At 36.0% G+C, this 20,698-nt stretch carries 24 protein-coding genes and 1 pseudogene; 14 read left to right on the forward strand and 11 right to left on the reverse strand.

Features of this window, described 5'->3' with window-relative positions; genetic code table 11:
• Positions 1-157 precede the first annotated feature (157 nt).
• Both QZ657_RS14000 and QZ657_RS14005 read left to right on the forward strand, forming a co-directional pair.
• Positions 158-1,459 carry a DEAD/DEAH box helicase gene (locus tag QZ657_RS14000; protein ID WP_291967680.1) on the forward strand — a complete coding sequence of 434 codons (1,302 nt, stop codon included), beginning with the start codon at positions 158-160 and terminating at the stop codon, positions 1,457-1,459.
• 50 nt (positions 1,460-1,509) lie between these two features.
• Positions 1,510-2,202 (forward strand): peptidase E, encoded by a 693-nt coding sequence (locus tag QZ657_RS14005; RefSeq protein ID WP_291967682.1) that lies wholly within the window; start codon positions 1,510-1,512, stop codon positions 2,200-2,202.
• 224 nt (positions 2,203-2,426) lie between these two features.
• Here QZ657_RS14005 and QZ657_RS14010 read toward each other — a convergent pair whose 3' ends face one another.
• Complete coding sequence (locus QZ657_RS14010) at positions 2,427-3,410, reverse strand: SDR family oxidoreductase (RefSeq protein ID WP_291967684.1); 984 nt, start codon at positions 3,408-3,410, stop codon at positions 2,427-2,429.
• A 43-nt stretch (positions 3,411-3,453) separates the two neighbouring features.
• On the reverse strand, positions 3,454-3,834 hold the full coding sequence (locus QZ657_RS14015) for a glyoxalase superfamily protein (RefSeq protein WP_291967685.1): 381 nt from the start codon (positions 3,832-3,834) through the stop codon (positions 3,454-3,456).
• A gap of 127 nt (positions 3,835-3,961) precedes the next feature.
• Here QZ657_RS14015 and QZ657_RS14020 point away from each other — a divergent pair, with 127 nt between their 5' ends.
• Positions 3,962-5,989, forward strand: coding sequence for a S9 family peptidase (locus QZ657_RS14020; RefSeq protein ID WP_291967688.1), 2,028 nt, complete (start codon positions 3,962-3,964; stop codon positions 5,987-5,989).
• 95 nt (positions 5,990-6,084) lie between these two features.
• On the opposite strand, the gene QZ657_RS14025 is transcribed toward QZ657_RS14020, so the two are convergent.
• Positions 6,085-6,921 carry an alpha/beta fold hydrolase gene (locus tag QZ657_RS14025; protein WP_291967690.1) on the reverse strand — a complete coding sequence of 279 codons (837 nt, stop codon included), beginning with the start codon at positions 6,919-6,921 and terminating at the stop codon, positions 6,085-6,087.
• Positions 6,922-7,048: 127 nt separating this feature from the next.
• Between QZ657_RS14025 and QZ657_RS14030 the strand changes: the two genes are divergently transcribed.
• The 5 genes from QZ657_RS14030 (at position 7,049) to QZ657_RS14050 (ending at position 10,401) form a co-directional block, all read left to right on the forward strand.
• Positions 7,049-7,657: an FMN-binding negative transcriptional regulator gene (locus tag QZ657_RS14030; RefSeq protein ID WP_291967692.1), complete on the forward strand. Its 609-nt coding sequence runs from the start codon at positions 7,049-7,051 to the stop codon at positions 7,655-7,657.
• A 104-nt stretch (positions 7,658-7,761) separates the two neighbouring features.
• Positions 7,762-8,256, forward strand: coding sequence for a CIA30 family protein (locus QZ657_RS14035; protein WP_291967694.1), 495 nt, complete (start codon positions 7,762-7,764; stop codon positions 8,254-8,256).
• An 85-nt stretch (positions 8,257-8,341) separates the two neighbouring features.
• Positions 8,342-8,830 (forward strand): DoxX family membrane protein, encoded by a 489-nt coding sequence (locus tag QZ657_RS14040; RefSeq protein WP_291967696.1) that lies wholly within the window; start codon positions 8,342-8,344, stop codon positions 8,828-8,830.
• A gap of 134 nt (positions 8,831-8,964) precedes the next feature.
• A complete protein-coding gene (locus tag QZ657_RS14045) occupies positions 8,965-9,384 on the forward strand; it encodes a DUF2141 domain-containing protein (protein WP_291967697.1) in 420 nt (139 codons plus the stop codon).
• Positions 9,385-9,465: 81 nt separating this feature from the next.
• Complete coding sequence (locus tag QZ657_RS14050) at positions 9,466-10,401, forward strand: LysR substrate-binding domain-containing protein (protein WP_291963034.1); 936 nt, start codon at positions 9,466-9,468, stop codon at positions 10,399-10,401.
• A 3-nt stretch (positions 10,402-10,404) separates the two neighbouring features.
• On the opposite strand, the gene QZ657_RS14055 is transcribed toward QZ657_RS14050, so the two are convergent.
• Both QZ657_RS14055 and QZ657_RS14060 read right to left on the reverse strand, forming a co-directional pair.
• Positions 10,405-10,824 (reverse strand): hypothetical protein, encoded by a 420-nt coding sequence (locus tag QZ657_RS14055; RefSeq protein WP_291967698.1) that lies wholly within the window; start codon positions 10,822-10,824, stop codon positions 10,405-10,407.
• Between the two features lie 78 nt (positions 10,825-10,902).
• Positions 10,903-11,088, reverse strand: coding sequence for a hypothetical protein (locus tag QZ657_RS14060; RefSeq protein ID WP_412759689.1), 186 nt, complete (start codon positions 11,086-11,088; stop codon positions 10,903-10,905).
• 156 nt (positions 11,089-11,244) lie between these two features.
• On the opposite strand from QZ657_RS14060, the gene QZ657_RS14065 reads away from it, so the two are divergent.
• Positions 11,245-12,513 (forward strand): D-alanyl-D-alanine carboxypeptidase/D-alanyl-D-alanine-endopeptidase, encoded by a 1,269-nt coding sequence (locus QZ657_RS14065; RefSeq protein WP_291967700.1) that lies wholly within the window; start codon positions 11,245-11,247, stop codon positions 12,511-12,513.
• Here QZ657_RS14065 and QZ657_RS14070 read toward each other — a convergent pair whose 3' ends face one another.
• The 6 genes from QZ657_RS14070 to QZ657_RS14095 form a co-directional block, all read right to left on the reverse strand.
• A complete protein-coding gene (locus tag QZ657_RS14070) occupies positions 12,514-13,014 on the reverse strand; it encodes a peptide-methionine (S)-S-oxide reductase (RefSeq protein WP_291963037.1) in 501 nt (166 codons plus the stop codon).
• 21 nt (positions 13,015-13,035) lie between these two features.
• The gene (gene nudK, locus QZ657_RS14075; protein ID WP_291967702.1) at positions 13,036-13,620 is read right to left on the reverse strand and encodes a GDP-mannose pyrophosphatase NudK; all 585 of its coding nucleotides are present in this window, start codon (positions 13,618-13,620) and stop codon (positions 13,036-13,038) included.
• 74 nt (positions 13,621-13,694) lie between these two features.
• Positions 13,695-14,411: a DUF2461 domain-containing protein gene (locus QZ657_RS14080; protein ID WP_366934177.1), complete on the reverse strand. Its 717-nt coding sequence runs from the start codon at positions 14,409-14,411 to the stop codon at positions 13,695-13,697.
• Positions 14,412-14,665: 254 nt separating this feature from the next.
• A complete protein-coding gene (locus tag QZ657_RS14085) occupies positions 14,666-15,463 on the reverse strand; it encodes a TIGR00266 family protein (RefSeq protein WP_291967704.1) in 798 nt (265 codons plus the stop codon).
• A gap of 68 nt (positions 15,464-15,531) precedes the next feature.
• Complete coding sequence (locus QZ657_RS14090) at positions 15,532-16,077, reverse strand: hypothetical protein (protein WP_291967706.1); 546 nt, start codon at positions 16,075-16,077, stop codon at positions 15,532-15,534.
• The gene (locus QZ657_RS14095) at positions 16,047-16,508 is read right to left on the reverse strand and encodes a DUF4442 domain-containing protein (protein WP_291967708.1); all 462 of its coding nucleotides are present in this window, start codon (positions 16,506-16,508) and stop codon (positions 16,047-16,049) included. The genes QZ657_RS14090 and QZ657_RS14095 overlap by 31 nt, the downstream gene beginning before the upstream one ends.
• Before the next feature lie 194 nt (positions 16,509-16,702).
• On the opposite strand from QZ657_RS14095, the gene QZ657_RS14100 reads away from it, so the two are divergent.
• The 5 genes and pseudogenes from QZ657_RS14100 to QZ657_RS14120 form a co-directional block, all read left to right on the forward strand.
• Complete coding sequence (locus QZ657_RS14100; protein WP_276472912.1) at positions 16,703-17,185, forward strand: DUF4870 domain-containing protein; 483 nt, start codon at positions 16,703-16,705, stop codon at positions 17,183-17,185.
• A gap of 182 nt (positions 17,186-17,367) precedes the next feature.
• Positions 17,368-17,703 (forward strand): PadR family transcriptional regulator, encoded by a 336-nt coding sequence (locus QZ657_RS14105; protein ID WP_076550581.1) that lies wholly within the window; start codon positions 17,368-17,370, stop codon positions 17,701-17,703.
• Positions 17,704-17,705: 2 nt separating this feature from the next.
• Positions 17,706-19,496 carry a PspC domain-containing protein gene (locus QZ657_RS14110; RefSeq protein WP_291967711.1) on the forward strand — a complete coding sequence of 597 codons (1,791 nt, stop codon included), beginning with the start codon at positions 17,706-17,708 and terminating at the stop codon, positions 19,494-19,496.
• A gap of 110 nt (positions 19,497-19,606) precedes the next feature.
• Positions 19,607-20,329: a head GIN domain-containing protein gene (locus QZ657_RS14115; RefSeq protein WP_291962872.1), complete on the forward strand. Its 723-nt coding sequence runs from the start codon at positions 19,607-19,609 to the stop codon at positions 20,327-20,329.
• 88 nt (positions 20,330-20,417) lie between these two features.
• Positions 20,418-20,698 (forward strand): annotated as a pseudogene (locus QZ657_RS14120) (dipeptide epimerase); the annotation flags it as partial.

Consider the following 20,698-nt stretch of genomic DNA (forward strand, 5'->3'; position numbering starts at 1 on the left):
CAAAAAAAGTCTATTCTCTTTATTCTATTTTCTTACTTCCAACTACTTTATACTTAATACCTAATACTTCTTACTTTGTACTCAACACTTTGTACTTTAACCCCACTTTACAATTCCTTCCACATTAAAGCGTACCTTTGCAGCTTATTGAAATTTTATGACATTTAAAGAACTCGGCTTAGCCGAACCTATCCTTAAGGCATTAGAGGCTGAAGGATATACTCACCCTACTCCAATTCAAGAACAATCCATACCCATATTATTGAAAGGCAAAGATTTATTGGGCGTTGCACAAACGGGAACCGGTAAAACGGCCGCATTTGGTATTCCTATTCTACATCAATTATATGAAGGTATAAGCCTTAGCCAGAACAAAAGAAAAATTAAAGCGCTGATAGTAACACCTACTCGGGAACTTGCCATACAAATAGCCGAAAGTTTTACGACCTACGGAAAATACACAGGCCTACGTAATACGGTTATTTTTGGCGGAGTAAAACAGGGTAAGCAAGTAAACGCCCTTAGAGGAGGCGTTGATATATTAATTGCTACTCCCGGTCGCTTATTAGACCTAATGAACCAAGGTTTTATTTCTTTCAGAGATTTAGAGCACGTAGTACTTGATGAAGCTGACCAAATGCTGGACATGGGCTTTATTCATGATATCAAGAAAATCATCGCAAAATTGCCTCCTAAACGACAATCATTATTCTTTTCGGCAACTATGCCAAAAGACATTGTTGAGCTTTCTAGAAAAATGTTGGGCGATTTTGAACGCGTTACCATTAAGCCAGAACAAGCTACAGCAGAGAAAGTTAAACAAGGGGTATATTTTGTTAGCAAGCCTAACAAACCAAAACTGCTTATCCATATCATTAAAGAAAACCCTGAGAGTACGCTTATTGTTTTCTCCAGAACTAAGCATGGTGCCAATAAAATTGTAAAGAAATTAGACCAAGCAGGTATACGTTCCGCAGCCATACACGGTAATAAATCGCAAACTGCAAGACAAAAGGCACTAAGCGCTTTTAAAGAGGGAGATCTTAAGGTATTGGTTGCAACCGATATTGCCGCAAGGGGAATTGATGTAGAAGACCTTTCATTGGTCGTTAATTATGATTTACCAAACGTATCCGAAACGTATGTTCACCGTATAGGCAGAACAGGTAGGGCAAATGCAAGTGGTACGGCACTTTCTTTTTGTGACAAAGAAGAAAGAGCATACCTAAGAGATATCGAGAAATTGATAAAACAATCTGTACCTCGCATGCCGGAGCATCAATTTGTTGATGAAGATACGCCTTCTGACGATCAACCGATTCCGCCGAAAAAAAAGCAGGGTAATTCCCGAAATAATAACAGAAACAGAAATAGATCTGGTGGCAACAACTTTAGGGGAAAGAACAATAGAAATACAAACAGGCCTAAAAAACGAACAGATTCTAGCAGAAGCGAATAGCTTCTGTTAGAAATTCATTTTATCTTTAGCATAAACATTTTATCGTCTTTATGAAAAAGCAAATGGTAATTTACGGCAGTGGCCGCCACACCGTACCTTTCTTAAACTATATTGCCAAAGCTACGGGCAAGGAAAAACCGAATATGTGTTTTATCCCTACAGCTAGTGGTGAAGACGAACAATATATTGCTTCCTTTTATGATGTTTGCTCTCAGATAGATGTTACGCCACATGTACTTTCTGTTTGGATCAATTCTTATGACCAAAAAGAATCGTTCGAAGAGATCATCTCTCGGATGGATGCCATAATCGTTGGTGGTGGAAATACGTTGAACATGCTCGCCATTTGGAAAGCGCAAGGCATTGATGTTGCCCTTAAAAAAGCTTATGACAACGGCGTAGTAATGGGTGGCGGCAGCGCTGGCTCTTTATGCTGGTTTAATGGCGGTACTACAGATTCTAGACCAAAAGAGTTAAGTATTGTTGGCGGCATGTCATTTATAGACAAGAGCCACTGTCCGCATTACAATTCTGAAACTTCACGAAGACCTTTATATTTTGAAAATATAAAGACCGGAAAACTATCCGATGGTTATGCCTGCGACGACCGTTCCGCTATTCATTTTATTGACGGTGAAGTTCATACTTCAGTCTCATTGAATGATGAAAACCATTCTTATTATGTGTATTTAAAAGATGGTGAAATTGTGGAAGAACTTATACCGAGTACTGTTATTTCGTAAATATTACACTTATATTTAATCATTTAAAAACCCACCCCTAGCCCCTCCCTAGAGGGGAATAGCAGGTGCTATTATTTAAGCTTTGCCACTAAAGTTAACAAGCTGACTACAGATTTTAAAATTTATCAGAAACTCAAAAACAAAACGTAAATCTCCCCTCCAGGGAGGGGATTTAGGGGTGGGCAATACGAATGGTAAATCAACCTGCTAGAGCTCTTAAAAATCTACAAACTTTTATAAGCCTTCAACACATTCTCAATCTTAGCCTCTGTCTCTTCATCGATGTTTTGATGTTCTGGATGCTCTAACAACCACTTTACGGTTCTCTTTATACCTTCCGAGAACGGAATTGTAGCTTCAAAACCCGGTACAAAAGTTTTTATCTTGGTATTATCGAACAAAACACTTTCTGCTTTGTCCGCTAAAAGTGTACCCGTAAATGACGGCTCTACTTTACAAATAAAGTCCGACGCTATATGAACTATTTTTGCTTCCTTCCCTAAGGCATCAGCCAAAATCTTATAAATCATATTCCAGGTCAGCACCTCATCTGAAGTAATATGAAAAGCATGCCCTATTGCGGTTTGCAAGCCTAATAAACCTACAAATCCCTTTGCAAAATCATCTGAATGTGTCACTGTCCAAAGTGAAGTTCCGTCTCCATGTACAATTATTTCTTTGCCATCCAATATTCGCTGTGCGGTATTGAACTTATCAAATCCACCTACCGCAATAGGTATTACCGTATCGTACGTTAAGGATGGTCTTACTATAGTAATAGGAAACCCTTCCTCGCGATATGCCTTTTGCAATCGGTCTTCACACTGAATTTTACCTTGAGAATAATCCCATAGATTATTATGTAACGGAGTAGATTCCGTAATCACCGGATAGCTCAATGGCGTTTGATAACAAGATGCCGAACTTATAAAAATGTATTGCTTGGTCTTTCCTTTAAACAATTCAATATCTCGCTCAATATCATCAGGTGTAAACGCTATCCAGTTCACCACAACATCCCACTCATGTTTTTTCAGCTCTTCAAGTTCATTTGGTTTGTTGATATCACCAATAATACTGTGTGCGCCCTTAATATCAACTTTTGCTTTGCCCCTATTTAATAGGTACAAATCCATTCCTTTGGCAACTGCCAATCTACTACTTGGTGTACTTATATTCCCTGTTCCTCCTATAAATAATACTTTCATTTCTATATTTTAAATTCTTGATGATTCCATGAAACTGAACGGTCTAAACATCTCTATAAAATGTTAATCCGTTTTTAAATGGATCGTAAAAAGCAAACTCCCGTGTTCCCCATGCGGTTTCCCTTAGCAATGTATGTGCATTAAAAACATCTTCGTTTGAATACTCGTTGTACAAAGCTTCTATGTTTTGAGAGACAATGCGCAACATAGGTCTATCTATATCAACCTCCCACATTTTTATATTGTGCCATTGCAAATGGATCTCAATATCGTCCCTTAAGATACCCGCATATTTTGGGTTTTTGGCATCATCTGCAAAGGCAATTTTAAACCCCAATCGGTTAACATAAAAATCTAACGCCTCAACCACATCCCAAACCGGAAGCACAGGGTGAATTTGATGTAAATAGCCTTTTTCTTCCATACCGTGAAAATACAAAAAGGATTAAATGTTTGAATGTTAATACTTCCTCAATTCTTAATGCATGCCGTTCTATTTTTTTAAGTATTTCCCTATCTTCATAGGATTATTTCCAACCAAATTCAACACTATGAAAGTTATTACTAAAACATTCTTTTTCCTATTATTTTCAATAACGGTATCTGCACAGGTTTCCTCAAATCTTGAGCTTACCGATATATTTAACATGGAGTATGTTTCTGATCCTCAGATATCGCCAGATGGTAGTAAAATAATCTACGTTAGAAACTTCAAGGATATTATGACCGACAAGAATTTATCTAATCTTTGGATCATAAATTACGACGGTTCACAAAATAGACCTTTGACAACTGGCAACCAAAACGACTTCTATCCACGCTGGTCTCATGACGGTAAAAAAATCATTTTTAAATCGAACAAAGAGGATTCCAAAATGAAATTATACCTCATGTGGATGGATACCAAAGAAATTGCTCCTTTAACGAATACTCCTAAAAGTCCTGGTGCCGTAAGCTGGTCTCATGATGATCGTTATTTAGCTTTTACTATGTTTGTGCCAGAGGCTGAAAAATCTATCGTGAAAATGCCTGCGAAGCCTGAAGGCGCCAAATGGAATACCCCACCTACATATATTGATAAATTGAACTATAGGGGTGACGGTCAAGGATATATTAAAGGCGGACATACTCAAATTTTCACCTTATCTATTGATGGCGGTACACCAAAGCAATTAACTACTACAACATTTGACCATGGTGCTCCCGTTTGGGCCAAAAATGACAAAGCGCTATACTTCTCGGCAAATTTTAATCCCGATGAGGCTTTTGAACCTGCCAATAGCGAGGTCTATAAATTAGACTTATCAACATCAGAGGTAACTCCGATGACTTCTAGATATGGACCGGACAATTCACCTACAGTTTCTCCAGATGGCAATTTAATAGCTTACACCGGTAAAGATGATACATTACAGGGGTATGAAATTACCAATCTTTATGTGATGAATACCGATGGAAGCAACCCTAGGTTAATTTCCGGAGATTTTGATAGGGATATTGCCAATGTGCAGTGGTCAAATGATGGCAAAGGTCTTTATTTTCAGTATGATACGGAAGGAGCTACCAAAATAGGCCATATTACTTTGAACGGTAAAGTAACCACTCTTGTTGAAGGACTTGGTGGTTTGTCCTTGGGAAGACCCTATAACGCGGGTGATTTTACCGTTTCTAACAACTCTAAATTTGCCTATACGTTAGGTAATACCGAACACCCGTCTGATTTAGGTGCTGCCGATAAAAAAGGTTCTAAACGATTGACTTTTGTAAACGACGATCTTTTCTCTTTTCGTGATTTAGGCAAGACCGAAGAAATTTGGTGGGAATCTTCATATGACCAGAAAAAAATACAAGGTTGGGTAGTTACTCCGCCAAATTTTGACCCAAGTAAAAAATATCCGTTTATTCTTGAAATTCATGGCGGACCGTTTACTAGCTATGGTTCAGTTTACAGTGCCGAGATACAAGCTTATGCTGCAGCTGGTTATGTTGTGCTGTACAGTAACCCAAGGGGAAGTACTAGCTACGGAGCGGAATTTGGTAACTTAATTCACCATGACTACCCTAATCACGATTATGAAGATTTAATGAGCGGTGTAGATGCCGTCATTGAGAAAGGATTTATAGATACCAACAATCTATTTGTTACCGGTGGTAGTGGCGGCGGAGTACTTACTGCATGGATAGTGGGTAAAACTGACCGATTTAAAGCTGCCGTGGTTGCCAAACCAGTAATAAACTGGACAAGTTTTGTACTTTATGCAGATGGTGCCGCTTTCTTTTCTAAATATTGGTTCGGCAAAAAACCTTGGGAAGATCCGGAAAACTATTTTAGACGCTCTCCGTTAATGTATGTTGCCAATGTTACTACGCCAACCATGCTGCTAACGGGTGAAGAAGATTACAGAACGCCTATTGCAGAATCTGAACAGTTCTATACCGCCCTTAAATTAGAAGGTGTTGAAACTGCTATGGTGCGTATTCCCGGAGCAGGACATGGCATCGCTAACAGACCTAGTAATTTAGTAGCCAAAATTGCCAGTGTACTAGCTTGGTTTGAAAAATACAAGGATGCGGAATAAGGTCAAAAGATTAGCAACAAAAACTTTTTTTACACAAATAAAAAATCCCTATTGCCATTGGCAATAGGGATTTTTATTCTAAGCACTATACTTGATTACTTTTTTAAAAAAGAAACCAATATTTCGTTCAATTCATCTGCGTGTGTTATGTTCAAGCCATGTGGTGCACCTTTAATTATTTCAAAGGTGCTATCTTTTATTCCCTCTGCTGCTTGTTTTGCGGATGTTTCAATAGGTACTGTAGCATCTGCGTCACCATGAACTATCAATGTTGGTACAGTTACATTTTTTAATTCTGGTCTAAAATCTGTGTGCATCCATGCTAAAGCTGCTTGTATTGTTGCTCTAGGTGAGGCAAAAGAGGCAATAGTAAAATCATAGTCTAACTGCGCCTGACTGATTCTTTCTCCTTTATTTTCTTCAAAATTGTAAAAACCTTTATGAAATTTTTCTTTAAGAAAACCTACCCTATCATTTTGTAGCGCATCGATAATACCATCTAAAGCATCTTCTGGTACTCCTACAGGGTTATCTGTCTTTTGTTTTACTAAAGGTATTATAGAACTGATCAATGCTGCTTTTGCAATTCTATCAGAACCATAATCCGTTAGATAACGCACTACTTCTCCGCCTCCCATTGAAAAGCCTACTATTACGGCGTCTTTCAGATCCAACTCTTCTATGATAGCATTTAAATCACTTGCCAATGCAGAGTAATCATAACTTTCCCATGGTGAAGATGATGTACCAAAACCTCTACGGTCATATGATATGCAACGGTAGCCTTCTTCAACTATCTTCCAAACTTGTTGCTCCCAGGATTTTCTGCTCAATGGCCAACCGTGAATTAAAATTACAGGTTGTCCGCTTCCATAGTCTTCGTAAAAAATATCTACTTGTTCCTTTGCTTTAGTATTTGTTATAAATGGCATATTCTTATTTTAAAATTTACATCTAAGTTAATTAGAACGCTATAAATTAAGTAGTACAAATCATTAAATTATTGGTTCTAAACATAATTACTTAATACCTTTATACACCGTAATTAAAATAAGGTCCATGTTTATTCCTGAACACTATAAGAACAATGATATTGAAGAGGTTTACGAGTTTTTAAAGAATAACAGTTTCGGTATATTGGTCAATACCGTTGCGGGCAAACCTTGGGGCACCCATATTCCTTTAGAACTTGAAAAACATTTAGGGCAAAAAGATATTCTTGTAGGCCATGTTGCCAAAGCCAATTTGCAAAGTAAAAATTTGGTCGATGGTGATGAGGTACTTTGCATCTTCAACGGTCCGCATAGTTATATCTCCTCCTCTTGGTACCAGAATGAAGAAGTACCTACCTGGAACTATATTGCAGTTCATATATACGGTACCGTTAAAATTCAAACTCCGGAAGAACTATTAAAATCGTTACATGCCCTGGTCGATAAGTACGAACAACAGTCAGAACATCCCATTTCCCTTAATAACATGTCTAAAAAAACAATGAGGCAGGTATCTGGTATTATTGGTTTTGAGATTGAAATTAATGACATTCAGGCCGTAAACAAACTTTCACAAGGCAGGGAACATGACCACCCGAAAATTATAACTGAACTTGAAAAAAAATCTGCTAGTGAGAAAGCAGTTGCCCAAGAAATGAAGAAACAAATGCGATAATTGGATTATCATTACAGCTAAAATTATTGCTTTTGGGGCAAGCTGACCACTTGGTTTTATTCTACTTTTAAAGGTAGCAAATATGCTACCTAAATATTTAAATTATGAGCAAGATAAAAACCCTGTACAAATTTGATGAAAATTTCAATCTAAAAGATTGGCAAATAGTCAATGACGATGTTATGGGCGGCCTATCCATGGGGCTTATTCAAGTGAATAAGGAGGGTTTTGGAGTATTTAGCGGACATGTGTCATTAGAAAATAATGGTGGTTTTTGCATGGTAAGGCGCAATTTAGAACGTATGCCCGTGAACGTGTATACCAAATTTCTGCTATCCGTCAAGGGAGATGGTAAAAAATATGCTTTTCGGTGTAAGTCCGGTGAACATCAAAGACATACCTATAGTTATGAATTTACTTCTACCAAAGAATGGACAACAATAGAAATACCTTTTAAGGATATGCAAGCTGTTTTTAGAGGTGAAGAATTAAACCTACCCAATTATCATGGAGATTATTTAACGCAAATTGCCATAATTATTAAGAACGGAATTGAAGAAGATTTTGTGCTAGAAATAGATAAAATTGAAATAAAATAATAATTCTAATTATAATTTATATTGATATTGGTCACCTTTTAATAACTTAAATTTTAATAAGTTTAAGTAACCAAAACTTAGACCTATGTACCACCAACTCCAACCCATTAAAAAATTAATTATTCCTTTTAAGGTAGATGCTCTTTTACCTAATATATTAATATTAATACCTAGATTAATTACAGGACACCTTTTGTCCTTTGTTTTTGCAATAAATAAATTTGGCACTCCATGGACGCCTGTCTCTATGAATTTAGAATATCTTGAGGTTTCTGATTGGTTTATTGAATTGGTAACACAATTTGGAACTCCATTTTCATTGATGCCAGAAGTATTTGCTTGGTCCGCAGGTTTTACTGAAGCTTTAGGCGGTATCTTACTTATTCTAGGATTAAATACAAGAATAACTTCGTTTTTTATTACCACAACTATGTTCATTACTATAGTATTTAGACCTTGGGACTATACATGGAGTATTATGCCAACCTTTATATTTTTCTGTTTAGGTCTATTTTTTATGGGTTTTGGCTCAGGTAAATTTGGTCTAGATTACTTTCTTACCGCTAAACGATAGTGTGTCTATTTTTGTTTATAGCTTATAATTAACAACTCAGATACATTTTTCTACAGTTGGGTTCAACACTTTTTTAAAAAGGATATTCATAAGGCATCTTTGAAGTATCAATTAATCTTTAAAAACCTTATAAAATGAAAAAGTTACTTTTTACTATTACCGTATTAGCATTGAGTTTTACCATGAATGCCCAAGAAAACGAAGGCATTACACTTACCGTAATCATTGAAAATGTATTGAGTAGTGACGGGCATATTTTAAGCGGATTACACAATGAAAATACCTTTATGAAAGCTGAAGCTATTAGAAGCAGTAAGGATAAAGCTGAACCGGGAGAATTGATTATCACTTTTGAGAACGTTGAACCGGGAGATTATGCTTTTTCAGTACTTCATGATGCCAATGATAATGCACGTATGGATTTTGAACCTAACGGAATGCCCAAAGAAGAATATGCTATGAGCGGAGATTTCATGCCAATGGCACCACCAACATTTAGCGATGCCAAGTTCACTATTTCAGCAGAAGACATGGAATTAAAGCTTCGTTTTTAACTATAAATAAAACGCTACGTGGCATCGTTAAATAGGTTATAATAATGCTTTTTAGTAATTTTATAACCTTATTCTATATACATGACCATTACCCAATTACAATACGTACTTGCTGTTGCGGAATACAAGAATTTTACCTTAGCCGCCGAAAAAAGTTTTGTTACACAGCCTACGCTTAGCATGCAAGTACAAAAGCTTGAAGATGAACTAGATATATTACTTTTTGACCGAAGTAAAAAGCCGATTACCATTACCGAGGTAGGTAAAAAAATTGTAGCTCAAGCTAAGAACATTGTAAATGAAGCGGCACGTATAAAAGATATAGTAGAACAAGAAAAAGGATATATTGGTGGGGATTATGTATTGGGTATAATACCAACAATAATGCCCACTTTATTACCTATGTTCTTAAAGAATTTCATTCAGAAATATCCGAAGGTAAACCTTATTATCAAAGAGCAGAATACAGAGAATTTAATTCAAAATATAGAGGACGGCCATATAGATGCCGCTATAGCCGCAACGCCGTTAGAGGTCGATTTTATAACGGAAAGACCTTTGTATTATGAGCCGTTTGTGGGGTATGTACCCAAAGAACATAGATTAGGAAATAGTTCTCAGATTACCCCAGAAGATTTAGATATTGAAGATATTCTGTTATTACAGGACGGACACTGTTTTAGGGAAGGTGTCCTGAACCTTTGTAAGGCCCCAAAAGTAGGTGGTGAGCATTTTAGTTTGCAAAGTGGTAGTTTTGAAACACTTATAAACCTTTCTAATGAAGGGCTGGGCATGACACTTCTACCCTACTTAAATACTCTAGAACTTGACGATATAAAAAAGAAGAACTTAAAATACTTTAAGGAACCTTCGCCTGCGCGTGAAGTAAGCCTTATATATCATAAAAAAGAACTGAAAGTACAGATTACAGAAGCCCTAAGAGATGTAATTACCGGTATTGTACGTGGCGCCATCGCTTTTCAAGATGTAAAAATTATAAGCCCGCTAAATAAGTAGCGCCTACTGTTTTTTAAATCTGTACAAACAACCCTCTATGCAAACAGATGGGTATGATGGTGAAATGGTTAAACTTGTTTTATTTTCATTAAAATCTGCGCGGTACCCCAAAGTATCTTTTTGGTCATTGGTATAAAAGTATAAAAATAGCTCTTCGTCCAAAATTTCATAGGTGCCAGATTCAAGTTGGTTCTTGCTAAAATCGGTTCTTTCATAACTTCCATATTCATCGAATAAAAAGCGATAACCTTCATCTACCTCTTTCCACTCCGTAGCACCACCAGGGCTCACATAAGATGCTGTTAACAACCACTCGCCCACCAAACTTGTATCGTCAATTGGTGTATCATCAAACGTTATATCGTCATTTTGACATTGCATTAAGAAAAGCAAACATATTGCAACAGTAAATTTGAATACCATAATGTCTTTTATTATAAGATGTTAGAAATTAAATAAGGTTGCTTTTAAAATGAAAAGAGCCACTAACGTGGCTCTCAATTATGCTTTTAAATAAACTAAACTTTGATGAAGTTCTGGTTTATCCGTAATATAACTTTCTAACCAGATTTTTAATTCTTCTGCCTCTTCCGGCATAAGCGTCATTAACGCTTTCTTTAACTCTTTACAAAATAATAAGGTATCAAAACTAACCTTTTTAAGCACTGTTTTACTATACTCTAGCATAGACTTAGAAATTTTGTTGATAGATTAATAGATTTGTTGTTGTATAAAGGTAAACAGAAATGCAGTTTTAATATTGTATACAAAAAGTTAAAGTAATTAAGTACTTGTTAAATTTTTATAACATTGATGAGTTTTCATTTTTGTATTTTCGAATACATGAAGAACTTCATTGTTGTAGGTATAACTTTACTTCTCTTTGCGGCATGTAGCCCAAAGAAATCCTTAATTTCAAAAACATTCAACAAACAATTATCCTCTGCCTTCTATCAGAACCAGTTTACGGGTATTTTAGTAGTTGATGCCAATACCAAGGACACCATTTATAACCTAGATAGCCGCAAATACTTTATACCGGCCAGTAATACCAAAATTTTTACCCTTTTTGCCGCACTAAAATCATTGCCTGCACAAATACCCGCTTTAAGATATATAGAGATAAACGACTCGCTTTATTTTGAAGGAACGGGCGACCCTTCTTTTTTACATCCGTTCTTAAAAGACTCAACGGCATTAAAATTTTTACAACGGCATGATAACCTAGTATATACCACCAACTATTTTGGAGATGAAAAATATGGACCAGGTTGGGCTTGGGATGATTACCAATGGTACTATTCTCCAGAAAAAAATGACCTTCCCATACATGGAAATGTAGTAATGACTTCAAATAATTCAGGTTTAAATGTATCGCCTTCATATTTTAAGGATAGTGTCTTTCAACTAACTAAAAAGAAAAACCGTAAAGAATTTTCTAACACCTTTTATTACTCGCCATTGTCTAGAGATACGTTAGAAACTCCGTTTATTACAAGCAACACTACTACTAAATCTATTTTAGAACACCTTTTGAACAAAAAAATTGAGCAACGCGCAACTATGCCGTTCGGAAAAAAACAGACTTTGTATAGTATAGATTCAGATTCGCTCTATGTTAGAATGATGCATGAAAGTGATAATTTTATTGCAGAACAATTACTATTACTTGCCGGTTCTGAATTGAAGGACAGCCTGGACAGCAAACTTATTAGAACCCATATTCTTAATAATGAATTGGACGATTTAAAACAAATGCCTAGATGGGTAGACGGTTCCGGACTCTCTCGTTACAACCTGTTTACCCCACAGAACATGGTAACTGTCCTAGATAAGTTATACCGGATGATTTCTACAGAACGTTTATTCGCTATTTTTCCGGCCGGGGGAGTTAGCGGAACTTTAAAAAACAGGTTTTCTGGTGATGACCAGCCTTATATCTACGCAAAGTCAGGTAGTTTAAGTAATACCTATTGCCTTAGCGGATACCTTTTAACAAAATCTGGTAAAACTTTAATTTTCAGCTTTATGAACAACCATTACAAACAAGCTACCAATGAAGAAAGGACCAGAATGGAACAAATGCTCCAAACCCTAAGGGATACGTATTGACTATTTCACTTTGGAAGATAAATGTTTAGCATATTTCTCCTTTAGCATTTTAATTTTTGGCGATATGTGCGTTTTACAAAATGGCTTTTCAATATCACTGAAATAATAATTATGAAATCTTTCCTCAGATGATTTAAAGGTACCAAATGGTAATATAGCGGTAATTAATTCATTATTATATTCCTCTTGTTTGTCGCTAATAAATTGCTTCAATACAGGTGTGAATTCTTGACCAAAATAATAAATAGCAGACCTATACTTGTTTCGCATAGAATGATTTTTATCACTTTTATGGGTGTCCAAATGAATAGCTACCAAGTCTTTCAATGTTATAATAGTTGGATCATAATGTACAATGACCGCTTCAGAAAAATCTAAGGAACCGTCTTTTACGGCAATAAAGCCCTGTTCTACTTGTTCAACACCGTTCAGGGCCAAGAATACAGCCTCGGTACACCAATGGCACCCGCCACCAAAACCAATTTTTAAGACTTTATTCATTTGTAAATAGTCGGTATTCAACTACTGAACTAACGCGTTCAATTTTGCATATTGCAGTAACATAATAGTTTTGGCATCTTTTATTTCTCCGCTCGCAACCATATCCATTGCTTGGACAAAGTCTAGTTCCAATACCTCAATATTTTCGGTTTCGTCTTCTGCCCCACCACCTTCACCAATTTTCATACTATCGTCATACTCACCAACAAAAAGATACAATTCTTCGGTAACCGAACCTGGCGACATGTAGGTTTGAAATACTTTTTGAACGTTGTTTATCCTATAACCAGTTTCTTCCTCTGTTTCTTTTCGAACACAATCAGCAGGATTATCTCCATCAAGAAGCCCCGCACAAACCTCTATCATCATTCCATCTTCGTTACCGTTTACATAAGTTGGCATTCTAAATTGCCTAGTTAATATTACAGTTCCTTTTTTAGAGTTATATAGCAAAATAGCTGCTCCGTTACCTCTATCGTAAGCTTCTCGCTCTTGTGTTTCCCAACTGCCATCTGGGCGTTGATATTTATAAGTAAATTTATGTAAGGTATACCAATTATTAGAAAGTAATTCTTTCTTAACGTCTTTAATATTGCCGTTTTTCAATGCTATTGTTTTAGTATTTAATGTTTAAATATACCTAGAATTGCCAAAAAAACTTCGCAATGATTTTAGAACTTTTAAACCGTAATCGCTTTATTTAAATAGCGCCTAAAAGGTAGCATTTCTTTATAGGCGTTAATTAACTCGTCATCAAAATTAGCTTTATTGGTTTCTTTAGTATCAAATTCTTGAAATACGGCAAAAGTCTTGTTTTTGAGTAGTTCTATATGCTTATGATCTTTGGCAAATCCTTTAGGTGCGTTTGTTAGTTTCGCATCTTCAAAAAGATTTCCAAAACGAGTTTTAAAAGATTTCTTATTTAATATTTTTAGCAACTCTTCTCCGTCATAATCAATGGCTTCGCGTACACTACGCAATACTTTTGGCTCCGGTCTCCATAATCCTCCCGCAAAAATGCAACGGTCTATTCCTAATTCGAAATAGAAATCCGCAGTTTTTGGTTTCTTATCGAATCCGGCTCCAAAGTGATCTTTGTATATGGGTTTATTTGGGTGAAACATTAGATTATTATTGATACGATTAATTCCCTTTTTACCGGGCGTATCATAGTAGTCGTCATCAATAGCGGATAGTCTCTTATTCATACTATTTAACCAATCTATATATTCATCCCGTACCTGTTTGTACCATTTACGATTGGCATCCATCCATTCCTTTGAATTGTTTTGTTGTAATTCTCTTAGGAAGTCTATCTGATTTTTAAAACTCATAAGTTCGTTGCTGGTTGCTGGTTGCTGGTTGTTGGTTGTTGGAACATTAAAATACAAGCTCAAAAATCAAATTCAAAAGTCAAGTTCAAGTTCAAAAATCAAACTCAAAAGTTAAATTCAAATGTTTTTTATTCTATGTACTTCGTAATTAATACTTAGTACTTTGCACAACTTACTTCTATCATCGCTGAATTCTCCTTAAATACTCGTATCAAAACAAGTCTATTTTCTATATTGTTTATTCTAATTCTCTCCTCAAAATACAAACAAACTACTTAATACTTAGTACCCCGTACTTTGTACCTTGTCCATAATTCTTAAAACCTAGTATCTCCACCAACAATATCACCAAGTGTACCTAGAATACTACCTTCTCCTTTATCTTTTCCACCTCTAGGTATTGATGCTAGTACTCTACCTGCCAATCTGCTAAATGGTAGTGATTGAATATATACAGTACCTGGTCCGCGAAGCGTTGCAAAGAACAATCCTTCTCCGCCAAAAACAGTATTTCTAATTCCGCCAACAAATTCTATATCGTAATCTACCTCTTTGGTAAACCCTACTATACAGCCGGTATCTACTTTTAGTACTTCACCAGGTGCCAACGTCTTTTTTGCCAGTGTACCACCTGCATGCACGAAAGCCATTCCGTCTCCTTCTAATTTTTGCATGATAAAACCTTCACCCCCAAAGAGTCCACGTCCCAATTTCTTTGAAAACTCGATGCCTACAGATACTCCTTGTGCTGCACATAAAAAGGCGTCTTTTTGACAAACGAAACGTCCGCCCATTTCAGAAAGGTCAATAGGCAGAATTTTACCTGGATACGGAGAAGCAAAACTTACTTGCTTTTTACCCTGACCAATATTTAAAAATGCCGTCATAAATAGACTTTCTCCCGTAAGCATACGTTTACCTGCGGAGAAAATCTTCCCTAAAACGCTATTGTCTTGATTGCTACCATCACCAAAAATGGTGCTCATTTTAATATCGGTATCCATCATCATAAAGCTACCAGCCTCGGCAACAACTGCCTCTTGTGGGTCTAGCTCTATTTCAACGTATTGCATTTCTTCCCCAAAAATCTCATAATCTATTTCGTGTGCGTTCATTTGTATATTTTTTTTGATTGATGCTTATTAGTTGTTAGCAGAAGTACTTTTGTTACAACTAAACCGAATTATTTTAAAAGAGATTTTAAAAATTCTTCGGTCTTTTGCGAGCCAATAAGATACTTTTTACCATTAGTCTGTGTTATGGCGACTCCTTCTTTACCCTTTACATTATAGACCGTACCGTACTTTTTAGTTTTTCTGATACCATACCCTACAAAATCATAATTAACGATTTGTTTTTCTACTACATCATTTAAATCAATGACTTTACTGAAAAATAATAGATGATGAATTTTTATATCCTTATCCGAAACCGATACTTTAAGTTTTGATAATGCCAAAAATAAAATGGTAGCTACATAAACTAGGACGCAGATAAATTGAACAATAGATAACCTACCCGATATCCATGAAATGCTAATATTTCCGGAAGCATTAGGAATTTGATATGTAAATAAACTTATTATAGTTATTACCTTACCTGTTACAAATAAAATTATTGGAGCAAGTATGATTAACCACAGCCACCATTGAGTAAATTTCTGAGTCTCTTTGAATCTTATCCCTCTTTTCACTGAAACTACTTTTTCTGTTTCAGCCTCACCGTCCATTCAAACTTGAATGTACTAACCACTACCCCATCTGTATTTACACCTACAGATTTCATCCAAATGGTTTGTCCTTCTCCAGTGGCAATCGTTTTATCCAAAGCTTCTTTTATAAGGTGTCCGTCTTCACAAGTAAATGTAATTCTACCTGTGGCCTTTTTAGAAAAATTTGCGGTATTGTTGGCTACCAACATAGAAATTTTCTTTCCTGTTGCCTCAATATAGTCTATCATCAAAGCCCCAGTCGTTAATTCTGCAGCCATACCTTGAACAGCCCAAAACATAGAATTAAACGGATTCTGATTGAACCATCTGTGCTTTACCGTCACCACTGACCTGTTTTTATCTATTTCCTTTAAACGCACCCCGCACCACCATGCAGATGGTAATTTAAAAAAGGAGAACATATTGATTTTACTAGGTGTTACCGCCATTTTATTCTAAAATTTGGATAAAAGTAGCTATAATTTACACGATTCTAAAATGTTAAAATATTGTTAAATATTAGTACTATGCGTTACATAGTACCTTTTTTTAGACATATATTTGCATAGGAAGTTAATAGGTAATCAACGTAATTGGCTTTTGCATAGTATTAAAATCAATCATCATCAGTAACGAATCAATCATGACAGAATCAGTAACAAAACACGAAAGAAACCTCTCTGCACTTATACACGCAAGTACGTTCTCTAAGTTTTTTATTCCCTTTGGGAACTTCATCATTCCTTTGGTATTATGGACTGCAAACAAAAAAGAATATGAGTTTGTAGACCATAACGGAAAACAAGCTTTAAACTTTCAAATAAGCATACTACTCTACTCTATTCTTGTAGGTATGGTCAGTATTCCATTTTTCCTAGGCGGATTTTTACCGAACATTTTCGACTTTGACAATTTTGGCTTGGTAAACGTCCATAGTTTCAACAGCATCAATTTTAATTTTGATTCAGACGACTTTTTCGGTCCATGGATGATACCTGTGGGAGTTTTGGGCTTAGCTCAGTCTGCCCTGTTTATCATCAACATTGTTTATACCATTTTAGCTACCATAAAAACTAACGAAGGCGAAGTTTTTGAATATCCCTTCACTATAAAATTTATTAAATAAAATTATCAGTACACATATATAATGGGTATTCATCACACCCTTAAGAGTTTATTAATCAATCAAAAAATCAATCAGGATGTTTATTCATCGAACAAAAAACGAACAGTTAACCTATGCAGACAACAGAGACAATGGAGCAATCCCCTCCAAAAACGGGACTGCATAAAAAGCAAAAAGAGATTATGAATGTAGAAAATACAAAAGCACAAATGCGTAAAGGGGTTTTGGAGTATTGCATCCTGTCCATTTTAAATGGACATGATAAATATGCTTCTGAAATCTTGGGCACGTTAAAAGATGCAAAAATGCTAGTAGTGGAAGGCACTATCTATCCGCTATTGACCAGGTTAAAGAATGCCGGGCTTCTGAACTACCGTTGGGAAGAATCTACTTCTGGACCACCAAGAAAATACTATACACTAACCGAGACCGGTAAAATATTCCTTAAAGAATTAGATACCACTTGGGACGAATTAAGAAAAGCCACCAACCTGGTAACCAACTCAAAAAACAGCTGATCATGAACAAAACAGTAAATATAAATTTAGCGAACATGCTCTTCCATATAGATGAAGAGGCATACAATATAATGCGTAGGTATTTAGAATCTGTAAAACGTTCTTTTGCCAACACACCGGGCAGCGATGAAATCATTGCAGATATAGAAGCCCGTATAGCCGAACTTTTTCATGACAAATTAGAGAATGAAAGACAGGTTATCACTCAAAAAGAGGTAGATGAAGTTATTGCCATAATGGGGCAACCAGAAGACTATATGGTAGATGAGGATATCTTTGAAGATGAGCCTAAAGCAAAGTCTGCCTATACTAAGGAAAGAGTTAAGAAACTATATAGGGACACAGAAAAGAAATATGTTGCCGGCGTATCTGCAGGGTTAGCGCATTACTTTGGTATTGATCCGTTATGGATTCGTTTACTATGGATTTTCTTGACTATTTTCACTTGGGGAGGATTCATCTTTATCTATGGTCTTCTGTGGATCCTTATTCCTGAAGCCAAAACTACCGCTCAAAAATTAGATATGAGTGGCGAAACGGTCAACATCAGTAACATTGAGCGTAAAGTTAAAGAGGGTTTTGATGACGTAGCGGATCGTGTAAAAAGTGTAGACTATGAAAAAGTAGGAGACACCGTCAAAAAAGGAGGTAAAACGATTTTTGACACCTTTGGTGATATTGTAATGTTTCTGTTTAAAATCTTTGGCAAATTCATTGGTATTCTTTTAGTTATCATTGGTGCGGCTACATTGATAGGTCTTTTTGTAGGTATGTTTACCGTTGGTATTTTAGATATCATTCATGTACCTGGTATTGATTTCTACAATGTTGTAAATTCTACTAACTTACCTATTTGGGTAGTATCGTTATTGGCCTTTTTTGCTATTGGTATTCCGTTTTTCTTCTTAATGTATTTAGGATTAAAAATATTGGTAAATAACCTGAAGTCTATTGGTACCGTTGCTAAGTTTTCATTGTTAGGATTATGGTTAATATCAATTATATGTTTGGTCATCTTTGGTATTAGAGAAGCTGCAGCACACGCCTATACCGGTAGCACATCTGTTGAACAAGAGATTACCACGGTGATCCCTACAGATACGTTGAATATTAGGTTGGTATCTACGGATGAGTACGATTACGAAAAGGATATGCACATGGGCGACACCTTTATTTCTTATGACGAAGCTGGTAATAAGGTTTTGGTTTCCGATGATGTCAGATTCCGTATTCGTAAGTCTAAAGACACCTTGGTTCGTGTTCAAATTAGAAAAGAGGCTGATGGTCCATCCAACAGAGAGGCAAAAGATATTGCCAGTCAAATCGTCTATGAATATGAAGTAAACGGCAATACTATCTCTTTTGATGATTATTTGACCACACAAGGTCCTAAGTTTAAAGACCAGGAAGTTCGTGTAAACATATTTTTACCCGTGGGTACCATTTTAACCTATGACCAGACAAATTCTAGAGATTGGATTACCACTGTTAATACGGATAGGGATGTTGAAGGTCTTTCAGGATATATCTGGAAAATGACCGACAACGGTGAGCTTGAATGCCAGGACTGTCCTGAATTCATTGAAATGAACGATGAAGATGACGACAGCTCTAACCGCATCAATATCAATGAAAATGGTATCGACATCAATATTAACGATAATGGCGACAAAGGTAAAATCATCATCAACGAAAACGGAATAGACATTGACGTTAACGATAATGGAGAATCGTTTAAAATGAAGTTAGATCAGAACGGCGTAAAGGTCAATACCAACGATAGTATCAACTAATTACAGTTCATACACCTAAAACAACAATTCAGTATTTATTAATCGTAAAAGACTAAAAAAACAATCATTTTTACATCATAATATATTAATCAATCAAAAAACGAACAATCATGACAACACTAGTAAGAATTACCGTAGCACTCGTATTGGCCCTAATACTTTCATCTTGCAATTTTGATATTAATTTTGGTACCGGGGAAAAAGGTAATGGCGTAATCGTTGAAGAAACCAGGGAAATAACCGGTGATTTCACGGAAGTTGCCAGCTCTGAAGGGTTAGAAGTATTTGTAACCCAGGGTCCAAATTTTGACATTTCAGTAGAGGCCGATGAAAATATCATTGACTTAATCGGTACAGATATTAAAAACGGGAAATTAAAAATTCACAGTATAGAGAATATTGGTAGAGCTACTAAAAAGGTATATGTAACCATGCCCAATATTACTAGTTTAAAGGCATCTAGTGGAGCTCATTTAACGACTGAAAATAAAATTCAGTCAGATAAATTAGAAGTTGATGCCAGTAGCGGTGCCATTATCAATGCTACAGTACTTGTAACCAATATGGAAATAGATGCCAGTAGCGGTGCAAATATCTCTTTAGAAGGTTCTGCCAAAGAAGTTTATGTAGATGCCAGTAGCGGTGCAAATATTAGGGCTAAGGACTTATCTACACTGGTGGCAAATGCGGACGCTAGCAGCGGTGCAAATATTAGCATTGACGTTACGGACAACCTAACGGCAGAAGCCTCTAGTGGTGGCAACATCTCTTATAAAGGTGACCCCAACGTTCAGAAAAACAAATCGGTCTCCGGTAGCGTACACAAGTACTAATATCTTTGGACACACCTAAATTTAAAACCCACTGAAATATCAGTGGGTTTTCATTTTTTTGTCTATGCCTAATCTGTATATTAGTAGTATGCAAGTACAACTTAAAAAATACATTTTATCACTAAAACATACCTTTAGCATTTCTAGGGAATCCCATGATTTTCAAGATACTATAATTGCCTGTTTAACCTTAAACGGTAAAACAGGATATGGAGAGGCAACCTCCAATCCGTATTACAAGATTACTGTAGAGAGCATGATGGATGAAATCAATTCCATTAAATCTGAAATAGAAGTATTTGAATTTACCACACCAGAAATTTTTCATGAATTTCTAGTGCGCAAAGGTTTATCAAATTTTGCCATTTG

The organism is Maribacter sp. (genome assembly GCA_020629415.1).
In the GTDB taxonomy this organism is placed as follows: domain Bacteria; phylum Bacteroidota; class Bacteroidia; order Flavobacteriales; family Flavobacteriaceae; genus Maribacter; species Maribacter huludaoensis.

Bases quoted from the DNA above. Each gene is read 5' to 3' on its own strand.
- QZ657_RS14105 (WP_076550581.1), top strand. From the start codon at position 17,368: ATGAATGTAGAAAATACAAAAGCACAAATGCGTAAAGGGGTTTTGGAG.
- QZ657_RS14085 (WP_291967704.1), bottom strand. From the start codon at position 15,463: ATGAACGCACACGAAATAGATTATGAGATTTTTGGGGAAGAAATGCAA.
- QZ657_RS14070 (WP_291963037.1), bottom strand. From the start codon at position 13,014: ATGAATAAAGTCTTAAAAATTGGTTTTGGTGGCGGGTGCCATTGGTGT.
- QZ657_RS14035 (WP_291967694.1), top strand. From the start codon at position 7,762: ATGAGCAAGATAAAAACCCTGTACAAATTTGATGAAAATTTCAATCTA.
- QZ657_RS14100 (WP_276472912.1), top strand. From the start codon at position 16,703: ATGACAGAATCAGTAACAAAACACGAAAGAAACCTCTCTGCACTTATA.
- QZ657_RS14055 (WP_291967698.1), bottom strand. From the start codon at position 10,824: ATGGTATTCAAATTTACTGTTGCAATATGTTTGCTTTTCTTAATGCAA.
- QZ657_RS14090 (WP_291967706.1), bottom strand. From the start codon at position 16,077: ATGGACGGTGAGGCTGAAACAGAAAAAGTAGTTTCAGTGAAAAGAGGG.
- QZ657_RS14000 (WP_291967680.1), top strand. From the start codon at position 158: ATGACATTTAAAGAACTCGGCTTAGCCGAACCTATCCTTAAGGCATTA.
- QZ657_RS14005 (WP_291967682.1), top strand. From the start codon at position 1,510: ATGAAAAAGCAAATGGTAATTTACGGCAGTGGCCGCCACACCGTACCT.
- QZ657_RS14010 (WP_291967684.1), bottom strand. From the start codon at position 3,410: ATGAAAGTATTATTTATAGGAGGAACAGGGAATATAAGTACACCAAGT.
- QZ657_RS14095 (WP_291967708.1), bottom strand. From the start codon at position 16,508: ATGGCGGTAACACCTAGTAAAATCAATATGTTCTCCTTTTTTAAATTA.
- QZ657_RS14015 (WP_291967685.1), bottom strand. From the start codon at position 3,834: ATGGAAGAAAAAGGCTATTTACATCAAATTCACCCTGTGCTTCCGGTT.
- QZ657_RS14050 (WP_291963034.1), top strand. From the start codon at position 9,466: ATGACCATTACCCAATTACAATACGTACTTGCTGTTGCGGAATACAAG.
- QZ657_RS14110 (WP_291967711.1), top strand. From the start codon at position 17,706: ATGAACAAAACAGTAAATATAAATTTAGCGAACATGCTCTTCCATATA.
- QZ657_RS14025 (WP_291967690.1), bottom strand. From the start codon at position 6,921: ATGCCATTTATAACAAATACTAAAGCAAAGGAACAAGTAGATATTTTT.
- QZ657_RS14060 (WP_412759689.1), bottom strand. From the start codon at position 11,088: ATGCTAGAGTATAGTAAAACAGTGCTTAAAAAGGTTAGTTTTGATACC.
- QZ657_RS14030 (WP_291967692.1), top strand. From the start codon at position 7,049: ATGTTTATTCCTGAACACTATAAGAACAATGATATTGAAGAGGTTTAC.
- QZ657_RS14020 (WP_291967688.1), top strand. From the start codon at position 3,962: ATGAAAGTTATTACTAAAACATTCTTTTTCCTATTATTTTCAATAACG.
- QZ657_RS14065 (WP_291967700.1), top strand. From the start codon at position 11,245: ATGAAGAACTTCATTGTTGTAGGTATAACTTTACTTCTCTTTGCGGCA.
- QZ657_RS14115 (WP_291962872.1), top strand. From the start codon at position 19,607: ATGACAACACTAGTAAGAATTACCGTAGCACTCGTATTGGCCCTAATA.
- QZ657_RS14045 (WP_291967697.1), top strand. From the start codon at position 8,965: ATGAAAAAGTTACTTTTTACTATTACCGTATTAGCATTGAGTTTTACC.
- QZ657_RS14040 (WP_291967696.1), top strand. From the start codon at position 8,342: ATGTACCACCAACTCCAACCCATTAAAAAATTAATTATTCCTTTTAAG.